General features: G+C 71.3%; 15 protein-coding genes. All 15 read right to left on the reverse strand.

Annotation, left to right across the window (positions count from 1 at the left end; all coding sequences use genetic code 11):
* Nucleotides 1-13: 13 nt before the first annotated feature.
* The 15 genes from ACFYOY_RS24940 to ACFYOY_RS25010 all read right to left on the reverse strand — a co-directional run bounded on the left by ACFYOY_RS24940 (nucleotide 14) and on the right by ACFYOY_RS25010 (nucleotide 25,377).
* Entirely contained in the window at nucleotides 14-1,549 is a 1,536-nt protein-coding gene (locus tag ACFYOY_RS24940; protein WP_351888202.1) for a DUF6519 domain-containing protein, read from the reverse strand.
* An 82-nt stretch (nucleotides 1,550-1,631) separates the two neighbouring features.
* Complete coding sequence (locus tag ACFYOY_RS24945) at nucleotides 1,632-3,809, reverse strand: hypothetical protein (RefSeq protein WP_351888205.1); 2,178 nt, start codon at nucleotides 3,807-3,809, stop codon at nucleotides 1,632-1,634.
* On the reverse strand, nucleotides 3,806-7,747 hold the full coding sequence (locus ACFYOY_RS24950; RefSeq protein ID WP_351888208.1) for a putative baseplate assembly protein: 3,942 nt from the start codon (nucleotides 7,745-7,747) through the stop codon (nucleotides 3,806-3,808). The genes ACFYOY_RS24945 and ACFYOY_RS24950 overlap by 4 nt, the downstream gene beginning before the upstream one ends.
* Complete coding sequence (locus ACFYOY_RS24955) at nucleotides 7,744-10,950, reverse strand: putative baseplate assembly protein (protein WP_351888211.1); 3,207 nt, start codon at nucleotides 10,948-10,950, stop codon at nucleotides 7,744-7,746. Before ACFYOY_RS24955 ends, ACFYOY_RS24950 begins: the two co-directional genes overlap by 4 nt.
* Nucleotides 10,947-11,345 carry a GPW/gp25 family protein gene (locus tag ACFYOY_RS24960; RefSeq protein WP_351888214.1) on the reverse strand — a complete coding sequence of 133 codons (399 nt, stop codon included), beginning with the start codon at nucleotides 11,343-11,345 and terminating at the stop codon, nucleotides 10,947-10,949. Before ACFYOY_RS24960 ends, ACFYOY_RS24955 begins: the two co-directional genes overlap by 4 nt.
* Nucleotides 11,342-11,686 (reverse strand): hypothetical protein, encoded by a 345-nt coding sequence (locus ACFYOY_RS24965; RefSeq protein ID WP_351888217.1) that lies wholly within the window; start codon nucleotides 11,684-11,686, stop codon nucleotides 11,342-11,344. Before ACFYOY_RS24965 ends, ACFYOY_RS24960 begins: the two co-directional genes overlap by 4 nt.
* 36 nt (nucleotides 11,687-11,722) lie before the next feature.
* Nucleotides 11,723-12,256 carry a phage baseplate assembly protein V gene (locus ACFYOY_RS24970; protein ID WP_351888219.1) on the reverse strand — a complete coding sequence of 178 codons (534 nt, stop codon included), beginning with the start codon at nucleotides 12,254-12,256 and terminating at the stop codon, nucleotides 11,723-11,725.
* A 35-nt stretch (nucleotides 12,257-12,291) separates the two neighbouring features.
* On the reverse strand, nucleotides 12,292-13,431 hold the full coding sequence (locus ACFYOY_RS24975) for a hypothetical protein (protein WP_351888222.1): 1,140 nt from the start codon (nucleotides 13,429-13,431) through the stop codon (nucleotides 12,292-12,294).
* On the reverse strand, nucleotides 13,421-13,798 hold the full coding sequence (locus tag ACFYOY_RS24980) for a hypothetical protein (RefSeq protein WP_351888225.1): 378 nt from the start codon (nucleotides 13,796-13,798) through the stop codon (nucleotides 13,421-13,423). Before ACFYOY_RS24980 ends, ACFYOY_RS24975 begins: the two co-directional genes overlap by 11 nt.
* Nucleotides 13,799-13,801: 3 nt before the next feature.
* Complete coding sequence (locus ACFYOY_RS24985; RefSeq protein ID WP_351888228.1) at nucleotides 13,802-14,488, reverse strand: hypothetical protein; 687 nt, start codon at nucleotides 14,486-14,488, stop codon at nucleotides 13,802-13,804.
* A complete protein-coding gene (locus ACFYOY_RS24990; RefSeq protein ID WP_351888231.1) occupies nucleotides 14,485-15,159 on the reverse strand; it encodes a hypothetical protein in 675 nt (224 codons plus the stop codon). The genes ACFYOY_RS24985 and ACFYOY_RS24990 overlap by 4 nt, the downstream gene beginning before the upstream one ends.
* Before the next feature lie 12 nt (nucleotides 15,160-15,171).
* The gene (locus tag ACFYOY_RS24995) at nucleotides 15,172-21,906 is read right to left on the reverse strand and encodes a DUF4157 domain-containing protein (RefSeq protein WP_351888234.1); all 6,735 of its coding nucleotides are present in this window, start codon (nucleotides 21,904-21,906) and stop codon (nucleotides 15,172-15,174) included.
* A complete protein-coding gene (locus ACFYOY_RS25000; protein WP_351888237.1) occupies nucleotides 21,903-22,196 on the reverse strand; it encodes a hypothetical protein in 294 nt (97 codons plus the stop codon). The genes ACFYOY_RS24995 and ACFYOY_RS25000 overlap by 4 nt, the downstream gene beginning before the upstream one ends.
* The gene (locus tag ACFYOY_RS25005; protein ID WP_388589876.1) at nucleotides 22,187-24,277 is read right to left on the reverse strand and encodes an AAA family ATPase; all 2,091 of its coding nucleotides are present in this window, start codon (nucleotides 24,275-24,277) and stop codon (nucleotides 22,187-22,189) included. The genes ACFYOY_RS25000 and ACFYOY_RS25005 overlap by 10 nt, the downstream gene beginning before the upstream one ends.
* A gap of 152 nt (nucleotides 24,278-24,429) precedes the next feature.
* The gene (locus ACFYOY_RS25010; RefSeq protein ID WP_351888243.1) at nucleotides 24,430-25,377 is read right to left on the reverse strand and encodes a DUF4255 domain-containing protein; all 948 of its coding nucleotides are present in this window, start codon (nucleotides 25,375-25,377) and stop codon (nucleotides 24,430-24,432) included.
* Nucleotide 25,378: the final 1 nt, after the last annotated feature.

Raw genomic sequence — 25,378 nt, forward strand, 5'->3', positions numbered from 1 at the left:
CTCCGGACCGGGCCTACGCTTCCGGTTCGGCGTCCTTCCCGGCCCTGGTCCCGGCATCCGCCTCGGCCTCCGCCGCGAGCGCCTGCGCGTCCGCGGCCGGGGCGGGCGTGGCCAGCGGCCCGAACACCATCCGCAGGTCCAGCTCCGCCTGTTCGGCCGTCACCCACGCCAGCGGCGCGTAGTGCACCTGGATCCCGGCCGGGGCCCGGAGCAGCGGGGTGCGTGCCGCGTTCACCGGCCACTCCACGGTGCCGGTGGCGGTGCGGGCCGGGATCAGCCAGTGGTCCCCGGAGCGGTAGGCGCCGTCGGGGGCGAAGTACACCTCGACGCCGTCCTCCAGCGGCAGCCAGCGGCCCTCCTCGACCTTGAGCGCACCGCGCTTCAGCCGCGCGGCCGCGCCCTTGCGCGGGCGCCGGGCGCTCTCCCGGTGGTCCCAGCGGCGCAGGAACGGCCGCAGCTCCGGGCGGCGTCCGACGCCCGGCTCCGGCTCACCGGACAGCCGCACCCGCCGCCCCGGCAGGTCGACCTCCTCCACCCGCAGCAGCGGCAGCGGTTCACCCCGGCTGGTGTAGGCCGTGTCCACGAACTCCACCAGGTCCCCGACGCCCAGATCCAGCTTGCCGTCGCCGCCCAGTGACGCCAACTCCACCCAGGTGCCGTCGAGTTCGTCGACCGGGAAGACCACCGAGCCGTTCTCCCGGGACCATTTGAAGGTCGCCTCCTTCGCCGTACCGCCCTCGTGGATCTCCACGCGGTACAGCTGGTTCTCCGGGCCCCGGTAGCGGGCGTCCGGCCGCACCAGGCAGGGGTCCTCATCCGCGTGTTCCGGCCGTTCGCCGCGGGCCGCCAGCCGGGACCCGGGCGCCGTCGCGTTCCGCGCCCACGCCTCGAACGCCTTGCCGACCTGGTCCTTGTTCGCCCCTTCCGGGTTCTCCAGCTCCAGGGCCGAGCCCTCCAGCGGCAGCACCTGCCAGACCACCTTGACCCGCGCCGCGGTGTCCGGCATGGCCGAGCCGAGGGCCACCTCGCGCAGCGCCGGGTCCTCGGCCGCGGTGACCGACCGCTCCCACACCTTGAGGCAGACCAGGAACGGACGCTGCTCCGGCAGCCGGTCGCCCGGCCGCTCCGGGTCCCGGTAGGCGTCGGGCTGGTCCCAGTAGGTCCAGGTGGCGGGCGGCTCGTCCGGCTCGGGCGCGTCGGCCTCGCCCTCCTTGGCCAAGGCCCCGTCCGTCGCCTCGTCGTCGACCGGCACACCGGGCAGCGGCCGGGTCGCGTCGCACAGGATGCCGTCGACGTAGTAGCGGCCGCCCTCGATGATCAGGTCGTCCAGATCGCGGCTGCCGCCCTTGAAGGTGATGTGGAATCCGGCGTCCGCGGCCGGGCCGCCGTGCTGCCCGATCAGGTCGGCGGCGAGGGTACGGGCCTGGTGGAGCTGGATGGCGGTCTGCTCGTTGGCGTCGGCGTCGAGCTGTACGCGGCCCTGCTGGGCGACGACGGCGGAGTAGCGCCGGTCGGGCCGGAAGGTGAGACGGGAGAGATCGGCGTGCATGGAAGGGGTCCCCCTCAAAAGGTTCGGAAGTCTGGCGGGCGGGGGCCCGGACGAGCGGGCCGGGGTGTCGGGTCACGTCGGGTCATGTCACGGCGATGACTCCCGCGTCCGTGCCCGCCGGGGCGTACTCCGCGAGCCGCGCCCGCAGGCTGTCCTCGCGCTGGGGCTGGTACAGGTCGTGGAAGGCGCCCATCTCGGCGCCGTCCTCGGCACCCCGGCGGATCTCCTGCGCGCATCCGGCCGCCAACTGCCCGTACACCGGTGTGCCGTACCGCTCGCCGCCGAACAGCGGCCGCACCCGCCACGCCTCCTCGGCCCCCACCAGATCCGGCTGGCAGCGGTAGCGGCGCGGGGTGCGCGAGCCCGGCGGCACATAGCTGAACCGCAGACATCCGACACCGCGCCGGGCGACCTGCATCCGCCCGGTGAAGAGGCTGTTCTCGCCGATCTGGACGGCGTGGGTGTGCACTTCGCCGATGACGGTGGTGCGGTGGGCGTGCAGCACGGCGTGGGCGTGGCGGCAGTCCGGGGCGGACAGTGCCGGGCGGTCGTGTCCGGTGGCGTCCAGGATGGAGTCGCGGATGTGGAGGGCGAGCGGGTCGGTGTGCACCTCCTCGCCGATGACCTCGATGGTACCGAGGATGCTCCGCTCGATCTGGACACATGCGGTGGTGCGCTCCAGGACCAGGCTGGGCTCGTCGGGCGAGCGCGGCTCGCACTCCGGCTCCAGGGACCAGCCGGGGACGAGGGTGCAGTGGCGCAGCACGACGGCGCCGACCGGCCCGGTGACGTTGAGGCCGCGGCCCGCGATCAGCAGCCCGTCCAGCACGATGCGCGGCGCCCGGCCACCGGGGTGCTCCGGTTCCTCCCGCGCCCGGATGTTGAGCGCGTCGGGGCGGTTGCTGTACCAGTCCAGCAGCCGGATCACCGGCCGGGTGCCCTCGGCGGCGCGCAGTTCGATGCGGTCGCCCGGGTCCAGGTCGAAGTCCAGCTGCTCCTGGTAGGCGCCGCTGTGGGTGATCTCGATGATGCCCTCGGGGCCGCATCGCCCGCCCCGCCGGTCGTGCTGCCACTGCCGGTAGGCGTCCATGATCCGCTGATGCGCGCAGCCCGGCCCGACCCGGTAGACCTCCGCGGCCGGGGAGGTCTCGCGGTCGTCCCGCTCGTACTCCCCGCCGCCCATGTCGTCGGGGTACGCGTAGTGGTAGGTGACCCAGACGCCGTGGCGCGGCGCCGCGCGCGAGCCGAAGGCGATCCGGCCGCGCTCGGGGTCGATGACCACCTGGCCGCGCTTCGCCCGGTAGCGCCAGTCCGTCAGATCGGCCACCACGATGTCCGACGGCGGTACGGGCTCGTCGTGGCCGTCGCGCCAGATGGTGAAGCTCTTGCCGGGTCCGTAATAGTCGAGGAGATGGTCCGCGAGGTGCCGGCGGCCGATGTACGCGGGCACGTTGTCGAGGTCGGCGATGTGCGCGGCGGACGGCTCGGGTTCGGGCCGGGTCACCAGCGGGGTGTCATTGCCGAGGATCGAGAAGGTGTAGAGGTTGCGGGCCCGGTCGATGCAGTACGCGGGCGCCTTGGTCACCTGGTACGGCTTCAGCCGCCAGACGAACAGCCCGACCCCGGCCGGGGTATGGCCGCCCTGCCTGCGGCGGGAGCCCGCGCGCCGTACGTCCACCGAGCGCGCCACCGTCCCGAACGGCCCGCCCACCAGGTCCAGCGCCGCCCCGTCCCGCAGATCGGCGAGCCGGCCCCGGGAGAGCCTGCGCAGGTCCGCCGGCGCTCCGCCCGTCCCGCCGTACAGCTTGACCGGCTGCTGATGCGCGGTGAGCCGGGAGAACTCCACGGCGCGGGCGGGCCATCCGGCCACCGACGCGGAGAGCTCCTCCAGCAGCGCGAGCGTGCCCTTGCGCCGCCGATTGGCCACGGTGGCGGCGACGTCGCGGCGGGGCGCCAGCGCCTCGGCCAGCCGTGCCCGGGACGCGTCCGGCGGCCCGCCGTCGCGCAGTCCGGTGGCCAGGACCCGTTCGTAGCCGGGCAGCGGGCGATAGCCCACCAGATCGCCGAGGTAGGGCAGCACCCATGCGGTGGCGGTCTCCACGAACCAGTCGTCGTACTGTTGCTCGGCCCCGTCGCGTACGCGATCGACCTGCTCGGCGATCACGGCGAGCAGGGCGCGCAGGGGCTCGCCCGCCTCGGCGTCCCTGAGGCGATGCCACTGCGGAAGCAGCTCGGCGAGCCCGTCCGGCTCCCTGCTCATGAGGTGACCTCCGTAAGGATCAGCGTGTCCGGGACATCGGGTGAGAGCAGCGCGAGCCGCGCCGGGCGGATGCCACGGAAGACGGACACCGAGCGGCCCTTGGCGAGCCGGCGGGTGTCGGTGATGTCGGGGTTGAGGCGCAGCAGTTCGGCGAGCGGGATGCCGTGGTGTGCGGCGATGTCGGTGAGCGTCTCGCCGTCCGTGGCGGTGACCCGGTAGGTGTCCTCCGCGTACTCGGCGGGCCGGGCGGGGACCACCGCGCTCGGCTCGGTGAGCCGGCCGGCCAGCTCGGCCAGCTCCTGCGGGGTGCTGGAGGCCGGAACGCCGGTGAAGGCGTCCACGTCCACATAGTCCACACCGGGCACCGACTGGGCGGTGGCCAGGACCTCGGAGAGCACGGCAGGCTGCCCCAACTCCCGGCCCGGGTAGCCCAGTTCGTGCAGCAGGGCCTGGCGCAGCCGGGGTTCGACCAGCTCCCAGGAGTGGTCCGGCGCCACCTTCACCCGCGCCACCAGCACCAGCAGCACGAGTTCGCGCACATCCACCCGGACCGGCAGCCGGGTGTCCCCGTAGGCGGCCAGCGAGGTGCGCAGGGTGCTCAGCACCTCCGCGTCCTCGCCGATCGGCGCGTCGTCCACCCCGGTCACGGTCACCTGGAGCACCCTGCGCCGCCCGTCGAACAGTTCGCGGGCCAGGGCCCGGCCGATGCCCGCGCGGGATCGGGCGAAGTCCTCGTAGTCCTGGAGGGAGACCAGCCGGTCGAGCGCGGAGACCGCGAGCGGGATCGTGCGCCGGGTCATCCCCGGGCCGTCGCCGTCCGCGCCACCGGTGGCGGGCTGCGGGTTGGTGACGGCGGTGACGCCGAGGGGCCGGGTCAGGGCCTGGGTGATGCGGTCCGCGGGGACGTTGGCGGCCTTGCCGGTGCCGAAGCGGTAGCGGGCCCGTACGTTCTCGTGGCCGCTGGGCAGCCGGGCGCCGCGCACGCCGTCGCCGAAGGTCACCGTGGTCCGCCCGTCGCCGGTGCTCCCGGTGACGTAGACGCGCTCATGCGGTCCGCGGCCGGCGAGGCTGTCCACCCGGTGCCACAGCAACCCGTCGACGCGTATGTCGAGGGCGGGGGTGGCGCCCAGCGGGTTGTCCGCGGGGAGCCAGGTCAGTGGCGACTGCCACAGCGCGAAGGTCTGGTTGGCCAGGGCGGGGTCGCCGCTGCCGATGGGCTCGTCACGGCTCTCGCCGTGCGTGGCGGGCACCACGTTGCCCTGGACGCGGACCGTCTCACGGCGGTAGCGGTAGGCCAGGTCGGCGGTGAGGGTCAGGGTGGTGTGGACGTGGTCGCCGGGCAGTTGGGGGTCGACGCGCTGGTCCACGGCGGCGATCACCGCCAGCTCCGTGCCCCGGATCCCCGTGGGGCCGCCAGGCCTGGCCGGACCCGGGATGTCGGTGCGCTCGCCGGAGACGACGATCCGGCGGCCCGGCCGCAACCCGTCGTACAACTCGGCGAGCTCGATCTCATTGCCGTGCACATCCTCGCCCAGCGGCTCGTCCGCCGGGCGCAGCGGCTCACCGCCCGCGTGCACGGTGGTGTCACGGATCGCGGAGAGCAGCACATCGTGTTCGTCGAGCCATGGGTCGGCGAGCGTCAGCTGGGTGCCGCGGCCGGTGATGCCGTAGTTGGTGTACACGGCGGTCCGCACGGCGACGACGCGTGTGGTGACGAAGGCGAGCTTCTTGTCGCCCGGGATGCCGTCCGGCTCGCCGGAGCCCTTGCGGGGGCGCTCGATGGCCACCCAGCTGCCGACGGTGAGGGAGTTCTGGACCGAATCCAGCGGCAGGACATAGCGGTTGGCGGGCTCCGGAACGGTCGCGATGCCGATCTCAACGGCCGGGGGCTCGCTGCCGGGGGTGAACCGCAGCGTCAGTTCGTAGGTCCCGTAGGGAATCTGCTTCGGGGGCTCGCCACGGCTCAGCATCCACTGCTGGGTCTCCCCGTTGTCCACGACCACATGCACCCGGCCGTCCTCGGCGGGCCGGGACACGAACAGGGTGAGCGGCGGCAGTCCGGGCAGCAGGGTGGCGGTGACACCGGGCTCCTGCGAGTCGGTGGGACGGCTCCTGAGCCAGCCCAGGTCGTGATCCTGGCCGAGGCGGGTGGACAGCTGGACCTTTCCGGGGCCGAGGTCGAACTCGGCGCTCTGCGGCAGATTCTCGGTGCGCTGCCATGACGTCCCGGTCTCGATGTGCTGGAACTCCGCCTTCACCGGCACCTTGCCCGCCGTGTCGTACACGATCCGTACGGCGGTCAGCTCACCGCCGGTCAGCGGCCAGTCGGTCTGCCGGATGACCCGGCCCCGGTCGTCCTGCACCGGCTTGAGCGGCGCCATCGCCCCGAAGGGCGCGGCCGTCACCCGCATCGCCAGCACCTCGCGCAGCAGCGGGACGGTCCCCGGCGGGGCAGTGGCGGCCCGCCGCCACGCCGCGTACATCCCGTCGGCAACCCTCGGATCGAGAGCGGACAGCAGCCCGGCAGCCAGGTCGGAGCCCGGCCCGAAGAGCCGCCGCGGATCGTGCGCCGCCGCGGAGCGGGCGCCTGACGGGGGCCGTACGACGCGGGTGCGCAGGGCGGGGAGGACGGCGCCGAGCGCACGTACGGCGGCGGAGCCGTGGGCGGAACCGTGGATCCCGGTGGCGCTCTCGACCTCGGGCCGGTCCTCGGCGAGCTGAGACCTCAGCCGCACCTCGCCGCCGGGCCCGGAGGAATCCAACTCCTCGGCCCGCGCGCGCAGTTGGCCGATCACCGCCGCCAGCCGTTCGAACCAGGCGGCGACCTCCTCGTACGGGGCGGCCAGCACCTGCGCCTCCCCCAGCCGGTCATGCGGTTCGGCGAGCCGCCGGGCGAGCTGCGCGGGGGTGGTGATCCCGTCCAGGTCGGCTCGCAGCGGCGCCAGCACCTGCGCGTCGAACTCCTCGATCAGACGGCTGACGGGACGCGGATTGGGGTGGTCCGGCGCGGGCTCGGCGTCCCCCCGGTCATCCGGGTCCTCGTCCGCCTCCGGGTCGGTGATCCACCGGCGTACCTCGTCCACCAGCTCCTTGAGGGACGGCGGGGCGGACTCCGGCAGCCCGATCGCCGTGACGTCCTCGTCGCGGTCGACGGTCACGCGAGCGACGGGCAGCAGCAACCTCCCCCAGCTACCGCTGGGAGGTGCCCCCTGCCCGCTACTCCCTGACTCCGCCGTCCCGCCGAAGACGAAGAGCAGCTTGTCCCCGACGGTCAGCCCGAGCGAGGTCCCCGAGACCAGCAGTTCCGACCTTCGCCGCAGGTCGTCGGGGCCGATCAGGGCCGGGCGGCGGCGGCGCACCGCCAGTTCGTTCCAGGCCCAGCGGGCGGCCAGGTCCTCGCTCGTCTGATAAGTCTGGGACTCCTCGTCGGAGGCCGCCGGTACGCTGTGGCTGATGGCCCCGCGCGGAATCGTCACCACGACGTCCTCGGCGCGCGGATCCCGGTCCAGGGTGTACGCGAGGTGGGTGTCGGCGGCCACGCCCGGCCGTGGCACATGTCCGACCAGCCGCCCCAGGAGGGTGAGCGAGCGGTGGTCGTGGGCGGTGCGCAGATAGCCCTCGTCGGCGATCCGCTCGGAGTGGAAGGTCAGCAGGTCGCCCAGGACCGCCCAGGCGTCCAGCAGCCCGATGGCCGGGTCGTCCGGGGTGCGCACCGTCAGGCCGCGCAGCGCGGGGTAGCCGGGCGAGGCGAGCCGGTCGAGCATGGCGGCCAGGAAGGTGCCGTAGTCGCCGACGCGATAGTCCAGGGCGGTGCGGCCGGGCGGGTTGTGCGGGGCGCCGGGGGCCCGGCGCTCGTCGTGGCCGCCGCAGCCGCATGCGCAGCCGTGGGAGCGGACGTGGCCAGGGTGGTGGCCGGGGTGGTCGGGGTGGTCGCTCATCGGGCCCCCTTCAGCTCGATGACCAGGCGGCCGTTCTCGGGCCGGTCGGGGTCGTTGTCGCATTGGGCGATCTCCAGGGGGCCGAGGCGCAGGATGCCGTCCTCCAGCGCCTCGCCGTGCGTCGTCTCGTACGAGGTGCCGTCATCGGGCCCCTTCGGTCCCTCCAGCCCCTCGTGCCACAGCCGTCGCAGCCGGGTGACCTCGACGCTCAGCACGCCCGGCACCGCCGCGGCGACGGCCACCAGCCGGCTGAGCCGCACCGGTTCGCCAAACGTCAGGGCGTCGGGGTGGAAGAAGCCGAGCCGCCCGCCGGAGAACCGGCGGCTGCTCAGCGCCCGGTACAGCTCGGCGAGGATCTGCCCGTGCTGATGCCCGGGCGCGGCGCACACCGATAGCGCGATGTCCAACGGCACGGCGCGGGCCGGACCGACCACCAGGTCGTGTCCGATCCGGCGGTAGCCCTCCAGGGCGTGCGCGACCGAGTCGAGGAGGGCGGGGGGCGGCGCCCCGGTCCCGTACGCGTCGATGGCGATGTGTGCCTCCTGCACACTGCCGGTCCAGCGGATCTCCGCCGCCGCGCGCTGCACACCGGGCAGCCCGGAGGCGAGCGCCGCGTAGTCCTCGGCGGTGATGGCCCGGTGCCGGGTGCGCTTCAGGTCGAGCGGGGCGAGCTGGCGGACCTGCTCGACCGGTTCGGGCTCGGTGCCGCCGACGGCGGGCAGCGGATTGCGCACCCCGGCCACGGGCATGGGCCGGCCGGTGGCAGCCTTTCCCGGGCGTTCCGGATCCCGGCACAGCACCAGGTGGTTGATGGCCTCGGGCCCGACATTGCCCGCCGTGCCGCCGCCGACCCGGTAGTGGACGGCGAGGCGCGCCCCGGGCGCCGGTTCGGCGCCGTACCGGCCGTCGCCGAAGCGCAGCGCGATGCGGCCGTCGTCCTCCAGCTCTCCGACGAAGTGGCGGTCCCGGGGGCGGGAGCCCAGCAGATCGCGGCGCGGTGTCCAGGTCTCCCCGTCGGCTTCGATCCGTACGGCGGGGAGCGCGGCCCGTGGATCCTGGACGAGGGCGGCGGCCGGCCCGTGCAGCACCGGGTCCTCGGGGCGCAGCCCGGCCGCGTACGCCCGCCCCCAACTGTGCGCGATCTCCCAGGCGATGCGCCCGTCCAGGACGGTGCCCGCCCGGGCCCTGCGGGTCAGGGCGCCAAGGCGCCTCAGCTTGGCGTCGAGCAGCCGGTCACAGCGGTGCAGCAGGTCGCGCAGCGCGCGGACGGGGTGGCGGGCCAGTTGGAGGCGCTCCAGGACGCGCAGCCCGAACAGGACGGTGAGCTCGGCGATCTCCTCGTCCGAGAGCCCGTCGCGGTCGCGGGCGCTGCGCCACAGCTCGGTGAGCCGCTGCCGCACCCGTCCCGGGATGGCGGCCAGGTGCTCGGCCTGTCCGGCGGCGATATGGCGCGGATCGGGGAAGGGCACCGCCTGGGTGACGGGCGCCTGGTGCAGTACGGGCCTGAAGCGCGGCGCGATCCCCGGGTAGACGGACTGGGCGAGCAGCGTCCGCAGGGCCTCGGCCTGGGCGTACGCGGTGCCGGGTACGACCTTCTCGCGCCGCTGCCCGGCCGACTCCAGGCCGATCCCGGCCCGGCCGGTCGCCTCGAGGCCGACGGTGGTGAACAGCTCCCGTACGTCATCGGCGGTCAGCGGCCGCCCATGGCGGGCCTGGTCCAGCAGGGAGTCGATGAGCCGTGCGGGCGCGTTGCCGGCGTCCCTGTCGAAGCAGCCGAAAGCGGGCGGCTCGCAGGAGCCGACGACGGCGGGGACGGGCGGCGCGGTGAAGGTCTCCGGTGTGCCGCAGCAGAAGGTCAGCGAGCGCCCGTGGTCGACGAGCACCACATTGCCGCGCGCCACGCTGACGTCCTCGATGGGCGCGCAGTCCGTACCGCCCCGGGTGGCCAGGCACAGCGGGAAGGCCAGCGCGTCCTCCCGCGCCCAGGTGACCTCCAGCACCGGCTGTTCGGCGAGCCGGTCGACGGCGGGGGTGACGGAGGTGAGGCGCACGGCCTGCCGGTGCGACGGGTCGGCGTCGCCGGGCGTCCCGGAGCGAGGGCCCCGCACCTCCTCGAAGAGCAGCAGCTCGCCCGGGTGCAGGTCGATCGTGCGGGTTTCGCACTCCTCGTCGGCCCACGCGTCGCGCAGCGTGGCGGAGGTGGCGCCGACGGGCAGCGAGCAGACCTCGCCGCCCCAGGTCCACAGGCGGATGCGGTGGTGTTCCGGCCGCAGGCGGAGGGGCTGATCGGTGACGACGGGCTCGAACACCTCGACCGAGCCGCGCTCATCGAGCACGGCCAGCTCCCGGTCGTCCAGCACCGCCCCGATGTCCGGCCGGTCCAGCGGGCCGAGGGTACGGACGTCGACGGCGGCGAAGCGGTACTCCCCCGGGTCCAGGGTCAGCGGCTCGACCGTCTGCACGGTGACGAAGGCACGGGCGTTGCAGCCGTCGTGCATCGCGTAGTCGATGAGCCGTACGTGGCGGCGTACGGACACCCGGCGGCGGGCGGTGTCGAGATACGCCTCGGTGGCGACCGCGTCCTGCTGGTAGCTGATCTGGTCGGCGGTGTAGGCGAGCAGCTCGACCAGGGTGGTGCCGAGGTCGGCGGCGTTGCGCTCGATCCAGTCGGGGGTGGTCAGGCGGAGCCGGTCCAGGACGACCTGGCGGAGGGTGTCGTAGTCGCGGGCGGTGTAGTCGATGACGGGGGCGGGCCCGGCCCGGAAGGTGGCGGGGAGGTCGTCGCCCTCTTCCTTGCAGTCGAAGGGGGTGGGGCAGTCGGGCCGGAAGGTGAACTCGGCAAAGAAGTACCGCTGGTCGAAACCGGGGAAGGGCTCGGTGCCGGGCCGCCCGTAGGGATCGGTGTCCACGACGGAGAGCCGGTAGGCGGAGGTGTCCCCGGCCCGGTCGACGGTGACGTACAGCTTGTCGTCGAGCTCCGGGTCCTCCTCGCGCTCGACGGAGATCTCGAGGACCTCGATGCCGGTGATCCGGCGGCCGCCGTCGACGCGTACGTTCTCCGGGCACAGGCCGTGCGGGGCCTTGCCGAGGAAGGTGACGGTGAGGGTGGTGCCCTGTTCAGTGCTGTCCCCCACCTCGACGGCGTCGACCCCGCCCAGATGGGCGGCGCGGATGTGCTGCCGCCGGGTGATGTGCCGACTCATGCGGCCCCCCTCCCCTCGAACACCTCGTCGCGCAGACTGGCGGTGGCGCGCACCACATACCGCAGATGGACACGCACGACGTTCTCCTCGCTGACCACGTCCAGGGACTCCACCTCGATCAGCTCGCCGAGCCGGCGCTGCAGCGACGCCTGGACGGACAGCTCGACGGCGGAGGCCAGTTCGGGGCTGTTGGGCGTGAAGACGAGGTCGAGAAGGCCGCATCCGAAGTCGGGCCGCATGACGCGCTCGCCGGGGCTGGTGAAGAGCAACTGCTCGATCAGATCGCGTATGTGGTCGTCGTGGTCCGCGTGCGCGGTGCGCCCGCGCCGGTCGATCCGGAACGGGAAGGCGATGTCGGTCCGTACCGTGCGGGTCCTGCCTGTCCGTGCCCTCATCCGCACCTCACCCCTTGCCGCGCGGCGGAGACGACCGGGGACCCCTGTGGCACGAGCCCCGCGCTGAAGCACTGTGCCGAGGAGGTGTCGAGCAGTACGGGCACGCCGTCGACAAGCACCGTGTCGCGGTCCGGAGTCCACCGGACGGTGGTGCACGGCAGCGGGACGCGGTCGACGGTGTGCGGGCAGCCGGCGACCGTGAAGACGTCGTCGGCGGATGGCATGGGCTGCCCGTCGAGCCGCACACCGGACGACGGAACGGATGCCGCCCGTACGCGTCCGCCGTGCGGGCAACTGATCACGGCGGTATGGCTGACGAGATTGCCGGAATTCCCGGACACGTCCCTTGTCCCTCCCCGTTCTCGTGCTCTGGCTGGTTATCGCTTCTTGGGCACGGTCAACCGGCCCTCGTTCAGATCGACCTGATCTCCGACCAGGGAGACCGACGCCCCCTGGCCGTTGTTGATATGCACTCCGGTCGCGTCGATCTTTACGAACGCGCCGCCGGGCGCCTGCAGCACAATGCCTTCGGCCGGAACGTCGGACATCACGATCTTGTGCTTCCCCGGTGTCTGGATCACCACGGGGTGCGCGGTCGCCGGATCGGTCCGCGCGTCTTCCGGGAGCTGTTCCCTTGCCCCGAACCAGCACCCCGTCCAGATGGGGAAGCTGGGGTCCCCCTGCTCGAACTCCACCCACACCCCGGCCCCGACGGACGGCACGACGTACTGCCCGGCGGGCCGCAGCTGATCCCCCGTGAAGGGAAAGCAGGGCATGGCCCAGGTCGACGGCTCATCGCCGAGGACATCGGGCACCTCGACGGTGATCCGGCCTATTCCGAGCGGGTCCTGGTTGTCCCGCACCCGGCCCCGGAATTTCCCGAGGTAGCGGTTGTTGGGCGTGGCCGCCATAGGGGCTCCTGATCCTTTTCCATATGACCTGAGGCTTAGGGCCGAACGGTGTCGCTCCGGGCGATCAGCCCTTCGCGGGTGAGCGTGAAGTTCTGCTGGAAGGAACCGGGCCGGAGCTGGTGGGTGACGGACTTGACGTAGTACTCCCCGTCGTAGGTGGCCCCGGCGCCCCGGACGCCGACGAGCTGGCGCGGCTGGAGGATGTACCCGTGCCGATTGACGTCCAGCGACCCGGAACCGGAGATGGCGTCGGCGGAGACGGCGGCCCGCGCCAGAGCCTCGGCCTCGGCCTGCGCCCGGTCCTTCTTGGCGGTGCCGGACAGCGTCTTGCGCTTGAGGGCGGGGGTGGCTCGTTTGCCCAGCGGCGGGCGGAGCGGGCTGATATCGGGCTGGGCGAGGAGGGTGGAGGTGCGGGTGGCCGGGTCCTGCCAGCGGGCCTGGGGTTCTTCGCGTGCGGTGCCGTCGTAGGCGAACGTCAGCTGGTCGACGGTGGAGTTGACGTCCATGTTGACGCTGAGGGCGTGCTGGGGTGTCCCGATACGCTTCTCGGGGCCCCAGTAGGCGGTGGAGATCCCGGGGACGGGCCCGGGGATGAGGTAGAAGACATAGCCGTTGGCCTGCGCGAGGTCGGTGATGTACTGCAGGTCGGTGCCGGTCTGGTAGTCGACGCGGCGTTGCGCGTTGGGCGGCTGGAGGATCTTCTCCTCGATGACGTCCGCCTCGATCCCGTAGTCGGTGTACTTCGAGAGGATGCGGGTGACGCGCTTGAAGGGCGGGAGGTTGGGATAGCGGTCGGTCCGCTCTTCGAGATCCATGAGGAGGGTGAGGTCTTCGCCGGTGACGGTGAGGGTCGTCTGCCCGGGCTGATTGCTGGCCCCCACCTCGTGGCGCACGATGAGCCCGTCGAGGAGGACGATCGGCGTGCCCTTGACGGCGGCCGTGACGATCACACGGGTGCGGGGGTCGAAGAACCCCTCGGGGAGCAGCCGATCGATGATCGCGCCCTTTTTGGTGAGGTCGAACGCCATCTGGAAGCCGCTGCGTTCGCCCGCGGTCGTGGTGATCTGCGCGGACAGCAGCGCCTCGGTGACCTCGGGGGGCACGGGACGGGTGAGCTTGGGCCCCATCCGTAATTCGAGGTGAATGGGCCCCTGCCCGACGGGCTCATCGGCCATGGCGTCCGCCCCCTCCTCCCGCGAACCCGTCCGGTATCGCTATCTCCTCGCCCGGCTCGGCGGTCAGCTCGCGCGGGTCGAGGACGGGGTTGGCGTCGGCGATCCGCCACCAGGCGGCGGGGTCGCCGAAGTAGCGCTGACCGAGGTGGTCGGGGCGCTCGCCGCTGCTGACGGTGTGGATGGTCCCGGTGTCCTCGGGGGATTCACCGAGGGGCGGCAGCAGCCGCCGCTTGACGTACCGGACGGGGGTGCCGTCGGGCTGGGTGTGGATCCCGATCTCGGCGTCGTGGTAGCGACTGGAGCGGGGGTAAGGATGCGCCCCCGGAATCGCGTCGAGCGCGCTTTCGTACGGCTGTGGCTCTGCCATCTGCTACACCCTCCCCAACCCGATGTCCCCGCTGTTCAACCCCAACGCACTGAGCGCTCCCCCACGCGCCGCCGCCGCGAGCCGCTCCTTCTGCGCGAGATGCGCGAGATACAGCTCGGCACCGCGGTGGCCGGCGGGGAGGTCGCTGACGGTGAGCACCTTCAGCCCGATGCTGAGGGAGGCGCGGATGGGGTTGAGGTTGACGTCGAATGCCGATTCGTTGATGGACAGCTCGGTGATGCGGACCGGCATGACCCGCTTACTCCCCCAGGTGAAGAGGGTCAACGGCATCTCGATCGGGCTGATCTCGATGGTCCCCTTCTTGGACAGCCGCATGGCCTCCCGCAATTTGGCGGTGGTCGGCTGCACGAGCATTTCGAGCGTCGCGAGCTGCGGGTGTATCCCGTCGGGCGCGGCCACCTCGAACTGATCGGTCGCATCGATCTCCGCCGTGAACTTCCAGGTCTCCTGCGCGGGCCCCTTGAGGCGCAGGGCCTCGTTCCTGTCCCCGCTTCCGCTGCCACCTCCGCCGCTGTCGGCTTGGTCGCCGGCGGATTGGGGTGAGAGGGAGCGTTCGAGGGTGTCGGGGTTGAACTGGAGGATGATGATGCGTTGGGGGGTGCCGCGGTCGGGGTCGACGAGGACTATTCCGGAGCGGATGGGCTTGGGGATGTCGGGGTAGCGGGTCACAGGCGGGCCTCCAACCTCTGCCGCAGGGGCTCGTAGTCGTATTCCGGGAATTGCTCTGGAAACTTCTCCAGCATGACGTTGAGGTCAGCGGCGGTGGTGTGCAGTTCCGTCGTGTTGAGGTCGACATCCGCGAAGAGGTACTGCCAGCCGCAGGTGCCCTTGGTCACGAGTACGGCGTCGAGGTATGCGGAGTAATCCAGATCCAGCCGTTCCAGTCGGTGAAGCCCTGCGTCGTAGAACCAAATCTCATGTTGAGCACTTTCTTTCACATACATTCCGGTCACACTGCCTGACCCGCTGCGCGGCTCACTGTCGATGACCTTGAGCGCCCCCAGCTTTGCATAGTCGGACGCGGGAAGAGTCGGGTCATCGGGAGGAAATTCATCACCAGTGAAGCTCTTGTGGAGATGCACGAGGCAGAACTCTCCCACGATGAGCGGGCCTTCCACCGAACGCCAAATGGCGTGGATCTCGTCAGCGCCGAAAAACAACTGATCGAACCCATCCAGAGGGAACCCCAACGCGCGCGACATCTCACGAACCGCGCCCCCCGCATCCAGACGAACCCCGGAAAGAGGTGCGATACCGTGATCCCCCAAGCGGAAGAAAGCGCTGTCGGACAAGTCTTGCACGGAGGAGGCGACGCGGACCTCGTAAGGAGTTTCAGACATTTCCAGAGCCCCTCAGTTTCGAGAATTTTCAAACGGAGCGTCCCATAGGATGTCCCGTTTCCGCGCACGAATCTTTTTCATGATGCGCACAATGTTCACCAGCTTGAAGGACTCCTTCAGCTTCTTGTTTTTTTGCAGATCAAACATGAACCTCTCTACATCTTTCGGATTATGGAAGATTTTGCGCGGAATCGGCACCTTGTTGTTCTCGGAGTCGAGGGTGTACCGCGCCCCATCACCCGTGAGCCCTGCCAGATACCTGGCCGCTCTTTCCGTCAGCGTCTCTTGGCCAAGGAAGTTCCTGATCGTCTCCGCGCCCGCGCTATTGATCGGCAGTTTTCCGTGTTCGGCAGGATCTGGCTTAGGTATATTCGGCTGGGAATACGAGTCTTTCGCACCCTCATCCTTATCCCAGTCATGGGGGGACCGACCCGTTCCCCTCTTCTGTGTATATGTCCCATAGGACGCCTTGATATAACTCGGGAACCCCGGGAAGTCGGAATAACCGAACTTCGCCTCCGCCTCGTACCAAATCATCTTTTCCGGATCCGGGATGTCCTCGTAGGCGTCTCCTTCGATCTCTCTGTAAAAGGTGAGGTTGGTCTGCTGGCTCCTGGCGGGCACCAGATTGTTTCCGCCTGCCAACCCTCCGAGAGCTTCTGGTAGAAGATGCATTCGCACCCAGGAAGTTCCCTTTGTCATTTGCTTGTGCAGGACGTACTGCCAACCGAGCGGTTGGCCAAAGTCCGCCAAATTCGGCTTCTCGCCCGTTCCCTTGACCACCTTACTGAGATACTCCCCCTCGATCTTCTTCGAAGAGATGTTTGGGAAACCCTTCATATAGTCAGCGACCGTGGCGGGAATTGGGTCTTCCGCGCGTTTGGTGATTTCTGGGTCCGGGAGCTTTTGTTCCTCCAGGTAGTCCGTCCTCCCTTTCGAGTCCGGGATCCCGTCGATCACCCTATCCGGAGGATTGAGCCTCGCATGGTCCTCAAAACTTCCGCGACCACCGCGCCGCTCAAGAGAGGCGAGTCGATACCATCGCCGGAGAGCCAAGAGAGTGACGCGGTGAAGCGGCTGTGCAAGACCAGGTCGTAGCAACTTCTTGAGGATCGCCCTGATTCGCTCCACTGCGTTGTTCAGTCTCTTCTGCTTGGCGCCCCCAGAGTTCTCATCCTTCTTCTGCTTGTCCTTGTCCGGCTTGGACTTGGGCCGGCCCGGGCCGCTCTTGCCGGGATGGGGCTTGCCCTTGTTGGGGCCCTTCTTGTTCGGCCGCCTGCCGGGGCCGTCCTTGTCGGGTTTGGGCTTTCGGGTACCTGGCTTGTCGCTGTCCTTGTCCGGCTTGGGCTTCTTGCCGTCGCCTTCCTTCGGCCCGGTGCTCTCGCCGTCCTTGTCGGGCTTGGGTTTCTTCGGGTCGTCCTTGTCGGGCTTGGTCGGGTCCTGGTCCTTGGGGTCCTTGGTCGAGGGCTTGTCGTCGTTCTTCGGCCTGTCCTCGGGTCCCTTGTCGTCCTTGGGGGTGCCCGGGGTTTTGTCGTCCTTGGGGTTGGGCCTTGTCTCCGGTTCGGGCTTCGGCTTGGCCGGGGGTTCCGGTTTGGGCTTGGGTTTGACGGTGGGGGTTGGGCGGGTGTCCGGCTTGTCGTCTGTCGGGTCCTTCGGCTTGCCGTTCTTGTCCTTTGTCGTGGGGGCCGGGGTCTTCGTGCCGGACGGGCCGGGCTTGGGTTTGCCGGGGGCTTCGGGCCTTGTGGGTTTGGACTGCGGCTGTGTCGTGGGTTTCGTGGGGTCCGGCTTCGTGCCGGGCCTCGGCTTCGTGGTGGTTGGCGTCGGGCGCGTTGTGGGGGTGGTCGTCCTGGGCGGGGTCGGCTCTTGCGTTTTCTGGTTGCCGGGCTTGCCGGCTCCCTCGTCCGCACCGCCCTTGCCACCCGCCCCGCCCTTGCCGCCCTTGCCCTGCCCCAACTTCGCGGCGATGTCCTTGAAGCGCCGGCCCACCTTCGCCACGTACTTGCCGATCCCCGACAGCAGCGCCTCGTAGGCCAATTCGAGGAGCGCCACGATGCCCGCCGCGACCGCCTTCGCGAAGAGGATGCCCGCGCCGCCCATGCGGACGGCCTTCAGCCAGTCGAGGACCGCGCCCATCGCGCGCAGGATTTCGCCGAGCGCGCCGATGGCCGTGCGGATCGCGTCGATGACGGCCATCACCCAGCCCGCCCCGGGGATCAGCTTGGCGATGACCTTGGTGATGACGATCTCGCCGATGATCAGAGGCAGTTGGGGGACGATCGCGTCCCACGTCTCCTTGACGATCTGCTCCATCGTGAAGCCGCCCTTGAGCAGCTTGTCCAGGATCGCCTTCGGGACGCCGATGATTTCCTCGATCTTGGACTGGAACCAGTCCTTGACCGCCGACTTGACCTCCCTGAACAGGTGGTTCTTCGCGCCGTCCACCGCCGAGTTCTTCGCGCCGCTCAGCCAGCCACCAGGGTCGGAGAGGAAGTCGACCGCGATGAGCATGAAGTCGCCGAGCGCGCCCAGCAGCTTGGAGGCGAAGTCCAGGACCGCCTTGACCGCGTCCACGACGGCTTTGATGACGTCCTGCAGCATCTTCTTGAGGACGTCCAGGATGCTGCTCAGCAGCTTGCCGAGGGCGTTCAGCAGGTCGGTGATGGCCTGCTTGAGCATGGTGGCGAGCTTGTTGACGAGGGCGATCGCGGCGTTGATCAGGCCGGTGATGACGTCCCGGATGCGCTTGGCCAGGTCGATGACGGCCCGCACCATCGCCTTGGCGAACTCGATCAGATCGTTGATGAAGTTCTTGATCGCGTCGACGATCGCCTTGCGGGCGTCGTTGATCCAGCGCTCGACGGTCTCCTTGAAGTTCTTGATGAAGTTGACGACCGCGTCCCGCGCCTCCCTGATGACGCGGACGATCGCGTTCTTGATCTCGATGACCTTGTTCTTGATCCATTCGAAGGCTTTCGAGATCCAGTTGCCCGACTCCTGGACGCTGTCGTCGCGCTTCTTCTCGGCGTCCCGTTCGGCCTGGTCGCCCTTGTCCTGGATCTTCTTGTCGCTGTCGTCCTTCTCCTTGTCGACGTCCTTGTCGGTCTGCTCTTCCTTGTCCTTGACGTCCTTGCGGATCTTCTCGTGGCGCTCGGTCTTCTTGTCGCCGAGCGACTGGAGTTCCTTGTCCTGCTCCGTGCGCCAGTCCGCGCGCTTGGCGGTGACCTCCGTCATCGCCTTCGCGCGCTCGCTCGCCTGGCTCTTCGTATTGCCCGCGACCTCGGCGTCGACCTGCTGCTTGTGCTTCTGCTGACCGTCCCGGAAGTCGCGGTCCTTGGTCTGCCGCCCCTCGGACATGCCCTTCTGGCCGTCGGTGAACGCCGCCTGGAACTGCGGTCCGCGTTCGTGCTCGGCCACTTCCGACGCGGCCTCGGGAGGGACGGCCCCCGTCGTCGCGCCGCCGCCGGGCGCACCGCCGCCCCCGCCGCCCCCCTGCCCGGGGACCTTGGCCGCCATCTGCTCCTTGGGCACGTTGGGATAGACCTGGTCCTCGCCCATCCCACGGCCCGCGTCGTCGCGGCCCGTCGCGACGGTCTCCTGGCCCTTGGTGTCGACGGCGGAGCCCTGCTCACCGGCCGTCCGGTCGGCGTCGCCCTGCATCTGCACGCCCGGCGCGTTGCCCGCCTGGGCCTGCTTGAGCGCTTCGTCCTTGGTCGGCAGCCCGGCGAACTTCGCGGCCAACTCCTGCGGGTCCACTACGGGTTCGTCGGCGCCGAAGAGGCTCGCGACCCCGTTCACGATCTTGCCGCCGATGAAGCCCAGGGCCATCTTGAAGGTGTCCCAGCCGCCGGGCTCCTCGGCCTTTTCCGCCTCGATCTGTCCCTCGGGCTCCTTGGCCCCCGTGACCTCGGCATCTTCCTTCTCCGGCGCCTCGGACTTCTGGGCCGGATCCTGCGAGTACTGGGCCGCGGCGTCGGTTGCCGGCTTGCCCTGGAGGGTCTGCGGGGCGCCCGCCGGGCGTTGCATCGAAGGCGGGGCGGTGGCGAGCGCCTTGTGTTCGTCGCCGACGGTGCGGTCCACCGAGCCACTCACACCGGTCATGGCCTGCAGCGCCACATGAGGCTTGAGCTTCGAGGCGGTGGACAGGCCCGCTTCGGGGGACACCTGGGAGAGGTTCGGGGCCGGGCCGGAGTCCTTCTTCTTACCCCTGGCCGGGGCGGACGCCTTGCCGCCACCACCGCGTGCACCGCCTCCACCGCCACCGGCTCGGGATCCGCCACCACCGCCGCCTGGTGTCTTGGCGGACGGTGCCGACTTGGGCACCGCGGCCTTTGCCCCGGATGCGGCCTTGGGCGCCGGTGTCTCCTTCGCAGGCGCGGCCGTGAGCTGAGCGGTCTGCTCGGGCTCGGCGGTCTTCTCGGGTTCCGGTGCGGACGGCGCCGGTTCCGCCGCCGGGGCCTCCGTACGCTCCGCCGGCGCGCCCTGCTCGCTCTGCGCCCCGCTGCTCGCCCCGCCTGGCGTATCCGCGTTGGATCCGCCCGTGACCTGGGTGTCCCGCGCGGGTGAGGGGGAATTGGCGTCCGCCGGGGGTTCGCTCTTGGCCGCCGGCTCCGCGTCCGCCTTCTTCTGTTCCGCCTTGGCCGCGGGCTCCTGCGCCGCCTGACCGCCCACCGCCTGCTGGGACGCCTTCTCCTGCGCACCGCCGGACGCGTCACCCTCCGCGGAGGTGCCCTTCTCCTCCTTCGCAGCCTGTTCCGTGGCTTCGCTGCCGTCCTCCGACCTGCCCGCGGCCTCCTGCACCGTCGTCTGGGCGACGACGGGCCCGTCCTTGGGATCAGCGCCGCTCTTCGGGTCCCGTGTCACGGCCGGTCCCGGTCGGCTCTCGGCGGCCTGCTCCACGGCGAGATCGCCAAGCCCGCCGCCTGCCGCCGAGCCGTCGTCCGCCTCCGCCGACGGCTCGGCGTCGGCGGCCGAGTCGGCGGTGTCCTCATCGGGTTCGGCGCCCGCCGCCTCGTCCTCGGCGTCCTCCGCGTCCCGTTCGGCCTGCACCTTGTCGGCCTTGGTCACCGGTGGGGCGGGGAACGACGGGACGGGAGGGGCGGCGGACGAGGCGGGGTCGAGCGTGTCCGCGGTCGGTACGCCGGACACATCGAGGTCCTGCTCGGGCAGGAAGTCCTCCGGCTGGAGCTTGATGTCCCAGGCGCTCTTCTCCTCGCCCCCGACCTCGACCTCCGACTCACTGCCCGAGCCGAACGGATCCTCCTCGGCCCGCTCCTCCGGGCCGTCGAGGTCCTGGGCACGCACGCCCTCGAGCGTGGAGAACGCGCCGGGCGACTGGGTGTCCTTGCCGGACACCGTCGGCGAACCGGTGGGCTTTGCCGCCCCCCGCTTGTCCTGCTGCTTCAGCTGCTGGCCCGCCACGAGCGCATCGGCCGCGCCCGGACGGTTCTTGGCCGCCGACTCCTCCTTGCTCGGCGTTGCGACGCCCCGCTGGTCCTGCCCTTCCTTCCCCTCGCCCCCTGCCTTGCCTTCCTTGCCCCTTTCCGAGCCCTCGGCCTTCTTCTCGCCACCCTGCTGCCCGCCTTCCGACTTCCCGCCCGAGGACGAGGAAGAGGAAGAGGACGACGACGGTTGCCGGGACCGGGGCGCGGCAGCCGGTGCCGTCGAGGCCGAACCGCCGGACTTCCCACCCGACGAAGGGCTTCCGCCCTCGCGCCCCGCGTCGGCGCCCGGCCTCTCCTCCTGGCTCCCGCCCTGGCCCTCCTGCTCGGGCGCGCCCCCACCGTTCTGCGGTGTACTGCCCGGCGCGCCCTCCTCCGCGTGCTCGTCCTTCTCCGGACCCGGCGCAGGCGCGGGGCGCTGCTCCTCCTCGCGCCGCTCTTCCGCCCTCCGCCGCCCCGTATCGCGCTCGAACAGCAGCTCCTCGACCGGGTCCGGCTCGACGGCCGGGGCCGCCAACGACTCCCCCTCCAGGTCGTCGTCCGCCTCGATCTCGTCGACGAAGTCGAGCACCCGCTCGTGCTCCGAGCTGAGGAGCCTGGTCTCCAGACGGTCGAGGACGGCGTCCTGCACCTCGTCCGGCATCCGCGCCAGTTGCCTACGGGTGCGCTTGGAGCGGTCCTCGGGGTCGCCGCGCAGGGAGCGGATCACGCCGTTGGCGAGGCGGTCGACCAGCGTCGCCGGGTCGAGCTTCTCCATGCGGTTGCGGTCGGCGTCGACCGTGGCGTAGCGGAGCCAGCCCGGGCTCGCGGACTCCTCCGGCGCCACGTCCGCTTCCGGTTGCCCGCCGCGGACCAGCTCCCGCGCCGTGCCCTCCGCCTCGCGCTCCATCGCGTCCTGCGGGAGGCTCACCGCGCCCAGGTCACGGCCCGCGCGCAGGGTGCCGAGGCCGTGGGGGTTCTGAACGGTGTGGAGCAGTTCGTGGGCGAGGAGCCGTTGGCCGTCCGTCGTGCCGGGGCGGTAGGTGTTCTCGCGGAAGAAGATGTCCTGGCCGACCGCCACCGCGTCCGCGCCCAGCAGTTCGGTGAGATGGCCGGCGTCGCGGTCGGTGTGCAGACGGACCTGGCTGAGGTCGTGGCCGAGCTGTTCCTCGAGGTCGCGCCGGACGCTCGGGTCGAGGGGCTGTCCCGCGCCGCTGACGATGTCCTTGGGCTCGGGCGCACGGGCCTTGCCGGTCCGCTCCTTGCGCTTGCGGCGCTTGGCGGACTGGGACGCGCGGTCGTCCTGGGTGGCGGACGGTGTGTTGCTCATGTCCCCTCCCGCCCCCTTCCGGACAGGCCCGCGTGCACGGCCCGGGCCAGGGCCTCGCCCAGCCGGGCCGGGGAGGTGGTGGCGGGGAGCGGGGGCAGATCGGACAGGGCCTCGATCGCCGTGCCGTCCCCGGCCGCCGCCAGCGGTACGCCGCGCTCCCGCACCAGCCGGGCCAGCTCCGTCTGGAACGCCGCCGAGACCCGGTCCGGGTCGATCCCGGCACCGAAGCCGGACAGCGCCAGCTCTCCGATGTCCACACGGACCGCGCGCGGTTGATCGTTCAGACCCATCCGTGGACCTCCGAGGGCGTGAGCGAACGGTCCAGCTTCTGGTACTCGGTGCGCGCCGCCGCGAGCATGTGGCGCATCTGGAGGCGGTCGCCCTCCTCGGCGGCGAGGAAGGCGCCCGAGAGCGCGATGTTGCGGATCGAGCCGCCCGCCACGGTGAGTTGGGCGAGGCGCTGGGTGTCGATGTCCTTCATCGGCGCCTGGGCGGGGAGTACCCGGCGCCAGATCTCGGCGCGCTCGCTCTCGCCGGGGAAGGGGAAGTCGACGACGAAGCGGATCCGGCGCATGAAGGCCGGGTCGAGGGCCTTCTTCATGTTGGTGGTGAGGATCGCCAGGCCCCGGTACGCCTCCATGCGCATCAGCAGATAGCTGACCTCCAGGTTGGCGTACCGGTCGTGGCTGTCCTTGACCTCGCTGCGCTTGCCGAACAGCGCGTCCGCCTCGTCGAAGAGGAGCAATGCCCCACCGCGCTCGGCGGCGTCGAAGACCTTGCGCAGGTTCTTCTCGGTCTCGCCGATGTATTTGCTGACCACCTGGGAGAGGTCGATGATGAAGAGGTCCAGGCCCAGTTCCTTGGCCATCACCTCGGCGGCGAGGGTCTTGCCGGTGCCTGAGCCGCCCGCGAACAGGGCGGTGACGCCGAGGCCCCGGCGGAGTGTCGCGGCGAAGCCCCACTCCTGGTGGACGGTGGCGCGCTGCCGCACATGGGCGACGACCTCGCGCAGGATCCGCGACTGGTGGTCGGCGAGCACCAGATCGTCCCAGGCGGCCTCGGGTTCGATCCGCCGGCCCAGCTCGTCCAGGCCGATGCGCGCCTCGATGAGCCCGGCGCGCCAGGCGAGTTCGGTGGGGTCGAGCGCGTCCGTGTCCGTGTCCGTGTCGGGGAGGTCACGGCGTACGGCGGCGGCCGCCGAGCGGATGACATGCGGCGGCAGCTGGAACTGGGCGACCAGCGACCGCAGATGAGCCTCCTGGATCCGCGGGACATCGGCGAAGGCGTCCGCCCAGAGGGCGAGTTGTTCGGTGTCGTCCAGCCCGGGCACGGTGACGCGCTCACCGCGCGGGCGGCCGGTCGGGCGCGGGTCCGGGCTGGAGACGACGAGGGGCACGGCGGCGGCGTCGATGAACGCGTCGGTGGCGGCCGTCTGTTCCCGGTCCATCTCGCCGACCTCCAGCAGGAGCGCGGCGGGCAGCAGGACGGCCTCGCGCTGCCAGAGGCGGGCGAGGCGGTCGCGTTCAGCCGCGTCGGTGGGGATGTCGTCCGAGGCCATGACGTACAGGGCGAGCCCGGTGCGGCGGGCGGCCGTGGCGGCGATGTCGGTACGGGTGGTCAGGTCGCCGCCGACAAGTTCGACGCGCAGCGGGGCCTCCGGGCGGGACTCGTTCCAGCCCGCGGCCACCCGGTCCGCCGCCCGGCCGTACGAGGCGGGCAGGGTCCGCGGGGCCTGCGCACGGCGCAGCAGCCCGTGCAGCCGGGCGTCGAGATAGGGCGATCCGGCCAGGAAGTGCAGGATGCGCTCGTCGACCCGCAGCCGGGAGGTGGTGAGCCGGGTCTCGTCGTCGAGCTCCGTCAACCGCCAGCGGCGGAGCGGGGACACGGGGGTGAGCGCGCTCCAGTGCGGCTCGTCGAGCGCGGCGAGGGCGAGCGAGAAGGTGGGGTACGTACGCGTCGGGTCGCCGCTGGCGGCGGCGCACCGCGCGGCGGCGGTGGGGTCCAGTTCGGCGGCCGCCGCCAGCAGGACGAGCTGGCGCTCGAAGGTGCTGAGGCCGAAGCAGGCCACGAGCGCGTCGAGGGTGGCGGGGCCGGAGATCGCCTTCCGGGTGGGGGCGGGGCGGGTGGCGGTGTGCCGCTCGCGGGCTCCGGTGGAGGGCGGCTGGGTGGCGGGGGTGGTGGGCTCGTCGGTGGTGGCGGCATCGCGGGGTGCGGCGCCGCCGGAGCGGGAGGCGCCGGGCCGGGAGCCGTTGGAGGTGGCGCGGCGCGCGTGGGCGTCGACGCGGGCCAGCACGGCCTGGACGGCGGCGGCCAGGGCCTGTCCGTCCTCGGCCGCGATGGCGTCCCCGTCCGAGACCGCGTCTCCACCCATGACGGAGTCCCCGCCCGCGATGGAGTCCCCGCTCGTAACGGAGTCCCCGCCCTCGTTGGCGTCCCGACCCGCGATGGCGTCGGCGGCCGCCGATGCGTGGCCGTCCCGCGTACCCATGCTGTCGTCCACCCCCTTCTCCCCCATCGCGGGCCTCAGCTCTCCGTGTCCTCGGAGCGCCCGCCACGGCGCCGGGGCGTGGCCTTGCGCGTACGGGCGGGCGAGGCGGCCGACTTGGCGGCGGCAGTCTTGGCGGTCTTGGCCGCGGCCGACTTGGCGGCGGCGGTCTTGGCCGCGGCCGACTTGGCGGCGGCGGTCTTGGCGGTCTTGGCGGCGGCGGTCTTGGCAGCGGGCGTCTTCGCGGCGGCGGAGCGCTTCTTGGTGGGCTTGGCGGGGGCCGCTGTCTCGTCCTCCGCCGCCGCCTCCGCCCGGGCGGGCTCCGCGGGCCGCTCCGGCTCCGCCCCCGGCAGGGTGGGGGGCTCCGGCGCTCCCGGCGCCCCGAAAGGCAGCACCCGCACCGTGGGCCGTTCCACCGGCTTCGCCGGGACCGGCTGCTCGCGCCCCTCGATCAGGACCAACGAGCCCTGGTAGCAGACCGACAGCACATACGGGGTCTGGTAGAGCATCCCCCAGAGCTTGGAGGTCTCGTCCACGTCCATCTGCGTCGGTGTGAAGCGCACCCGCTGCAGCGACTCGGCCAGGTCGCTGCCCGCCAGATACGGGCGCCGGGCGGCCTCCTCGATCACGTCCTTCGGCAGCATCGGTATCTCGTGCAGGGTGCGCACCACGCTGCCGATCAGGCGCTGTCCGACCAGCTCGGCCTCCTCCCCGTACGCGCTGATCAGGTAGTGCAGATCCATCGCCGCGGCCGGTCGCTTGAGCAGCGTGCCGTCCGAGGCCCGGGTGGGCAGGTCGGTGGCGCGCAGGGAGGCGTTGGGGGTGACCTGGTAGAGGAAGATGTTGATGGTCGGTTCGGTGGGCGGCTCCGTCGGGGGCCTACGGGTGTCCACCGTGACCGCGATGTCGATCTCGGGCCGCAGATTGTTCGCGATCAGCAGCGCGAGGGCCTGGGTGACGGTCGCGAACGCGAGTCCGTTGCTCATG

The sequence above is a fragment of the Streptomyces sp. NPDC007875 genome, assembly GCF_042868035.1.
GTDB classification, from domain to species: domain Bacteria; phylum Actinomycetota; class Actinomycetes; order Streptomycetales; family Streptomycetaceae; genus Streptomyces; species Streptomyces antimycoticus.

Excerpts from the sequence above, each read along its gene's own strand:
- ACFYOY_RS24980 (WP_351888225.1), bottom strand. The coding sequence starts at position 13,798 with ATGGCAGAGCCACAGCCGTACGAAAGCGCGCTCGACGCGATTCCGGGG.
- ACFYOY_RS25000 (WP_351888237.1), bottom strand. The coding sequence starts at position 22,196 with ATGGGTCTGAACGATCAACCGCGCGCGGTCCGTGTGGACATCGGAGAG.
- ACFYOY_RS24960 (WP_351888214.1), bottom strand. The coding sequence starts at position 11,345 with ATGAGGGCACGGACAGGCAGGACCCGCACGGTACGGACCGACATCGCC.
- ACFYOY_RS24990 (WP_351888231.1), bottom strand. The coding sequence starts at position 15,159 with ATGTCTGAAACTCCTTACGAGGTCCGCGTCGCCTCCTCCGTGCAAGAC.
- ACFYOY_RS24945 (WP_351888205.1), bottom strand. The coding sequence starts at position 3,809 with ATGAGCAGGGAGCCGGACGGGCTCGCCGAGCTGCTTCCGCAGTGGCAT.
- ACFYOY_RS24970 (WP_351888219.1), bottom strand. The coding sequence starts at position 12,256 with ATGGCGGCCACGCCCAACAACCGCTACCTCGGGAAATTCCGGGGCCGG.
- ACFYOY_RS24950 (WP_351888208.1), bottom strand. The coding sequence starts at position 7,747 with ATGAGCGACCACCCCGACCACCCCGGCCACCACCCTGGCCACGTCCGC.
- ACFYOY_RS24955 (WP_351888211.1), bottom strand. The coding sequence starts at position 10,950 with ATGAGTCGGCACATCACCCGGCGGCAGCACATCCGCGCCGCCCATCTG.
- ACFYOY_RS24940 (WP_351888202.1), bottom strand. The coding sequence starts at position 1,549 with ATGCACGCCGATCTCTCCCGTCTCACCTTCCGGCCCGACCGGCGCTAC.
- ACFYOY_RS25005 (WP_388589876.1), bottom strand. The coding sequence starts at position 24,277 with ATGGGTGGAGACGCGGTCTCGGACGGGGACGCCATCGCGGCCGAGGAC.
- ACFYOY_RS24975 (WP_351888222.1), bottom strand. The coding sequence starts at position 13,431 with ATGGCCGATGAGCCCGTCGGGCAGGGGCCCATTCACCTCGAATTACGG.
- ACFYOY_RS24995 (WP_351888234.1), bottom strand. The coding sequence starts at position 21,906 with ATGAGCAACACACCGTCCGCCACCCAGGACGACCGCGCGTCCCAGTCC.
- ACFYOY_RS25010 (WP_351888243.1), bottom strand. The coding sequence starts at position 25,377 with ATGAGCAACGGACTCGCGTTCGCGACCGTCACCCAGGCCCTCGCGCTG.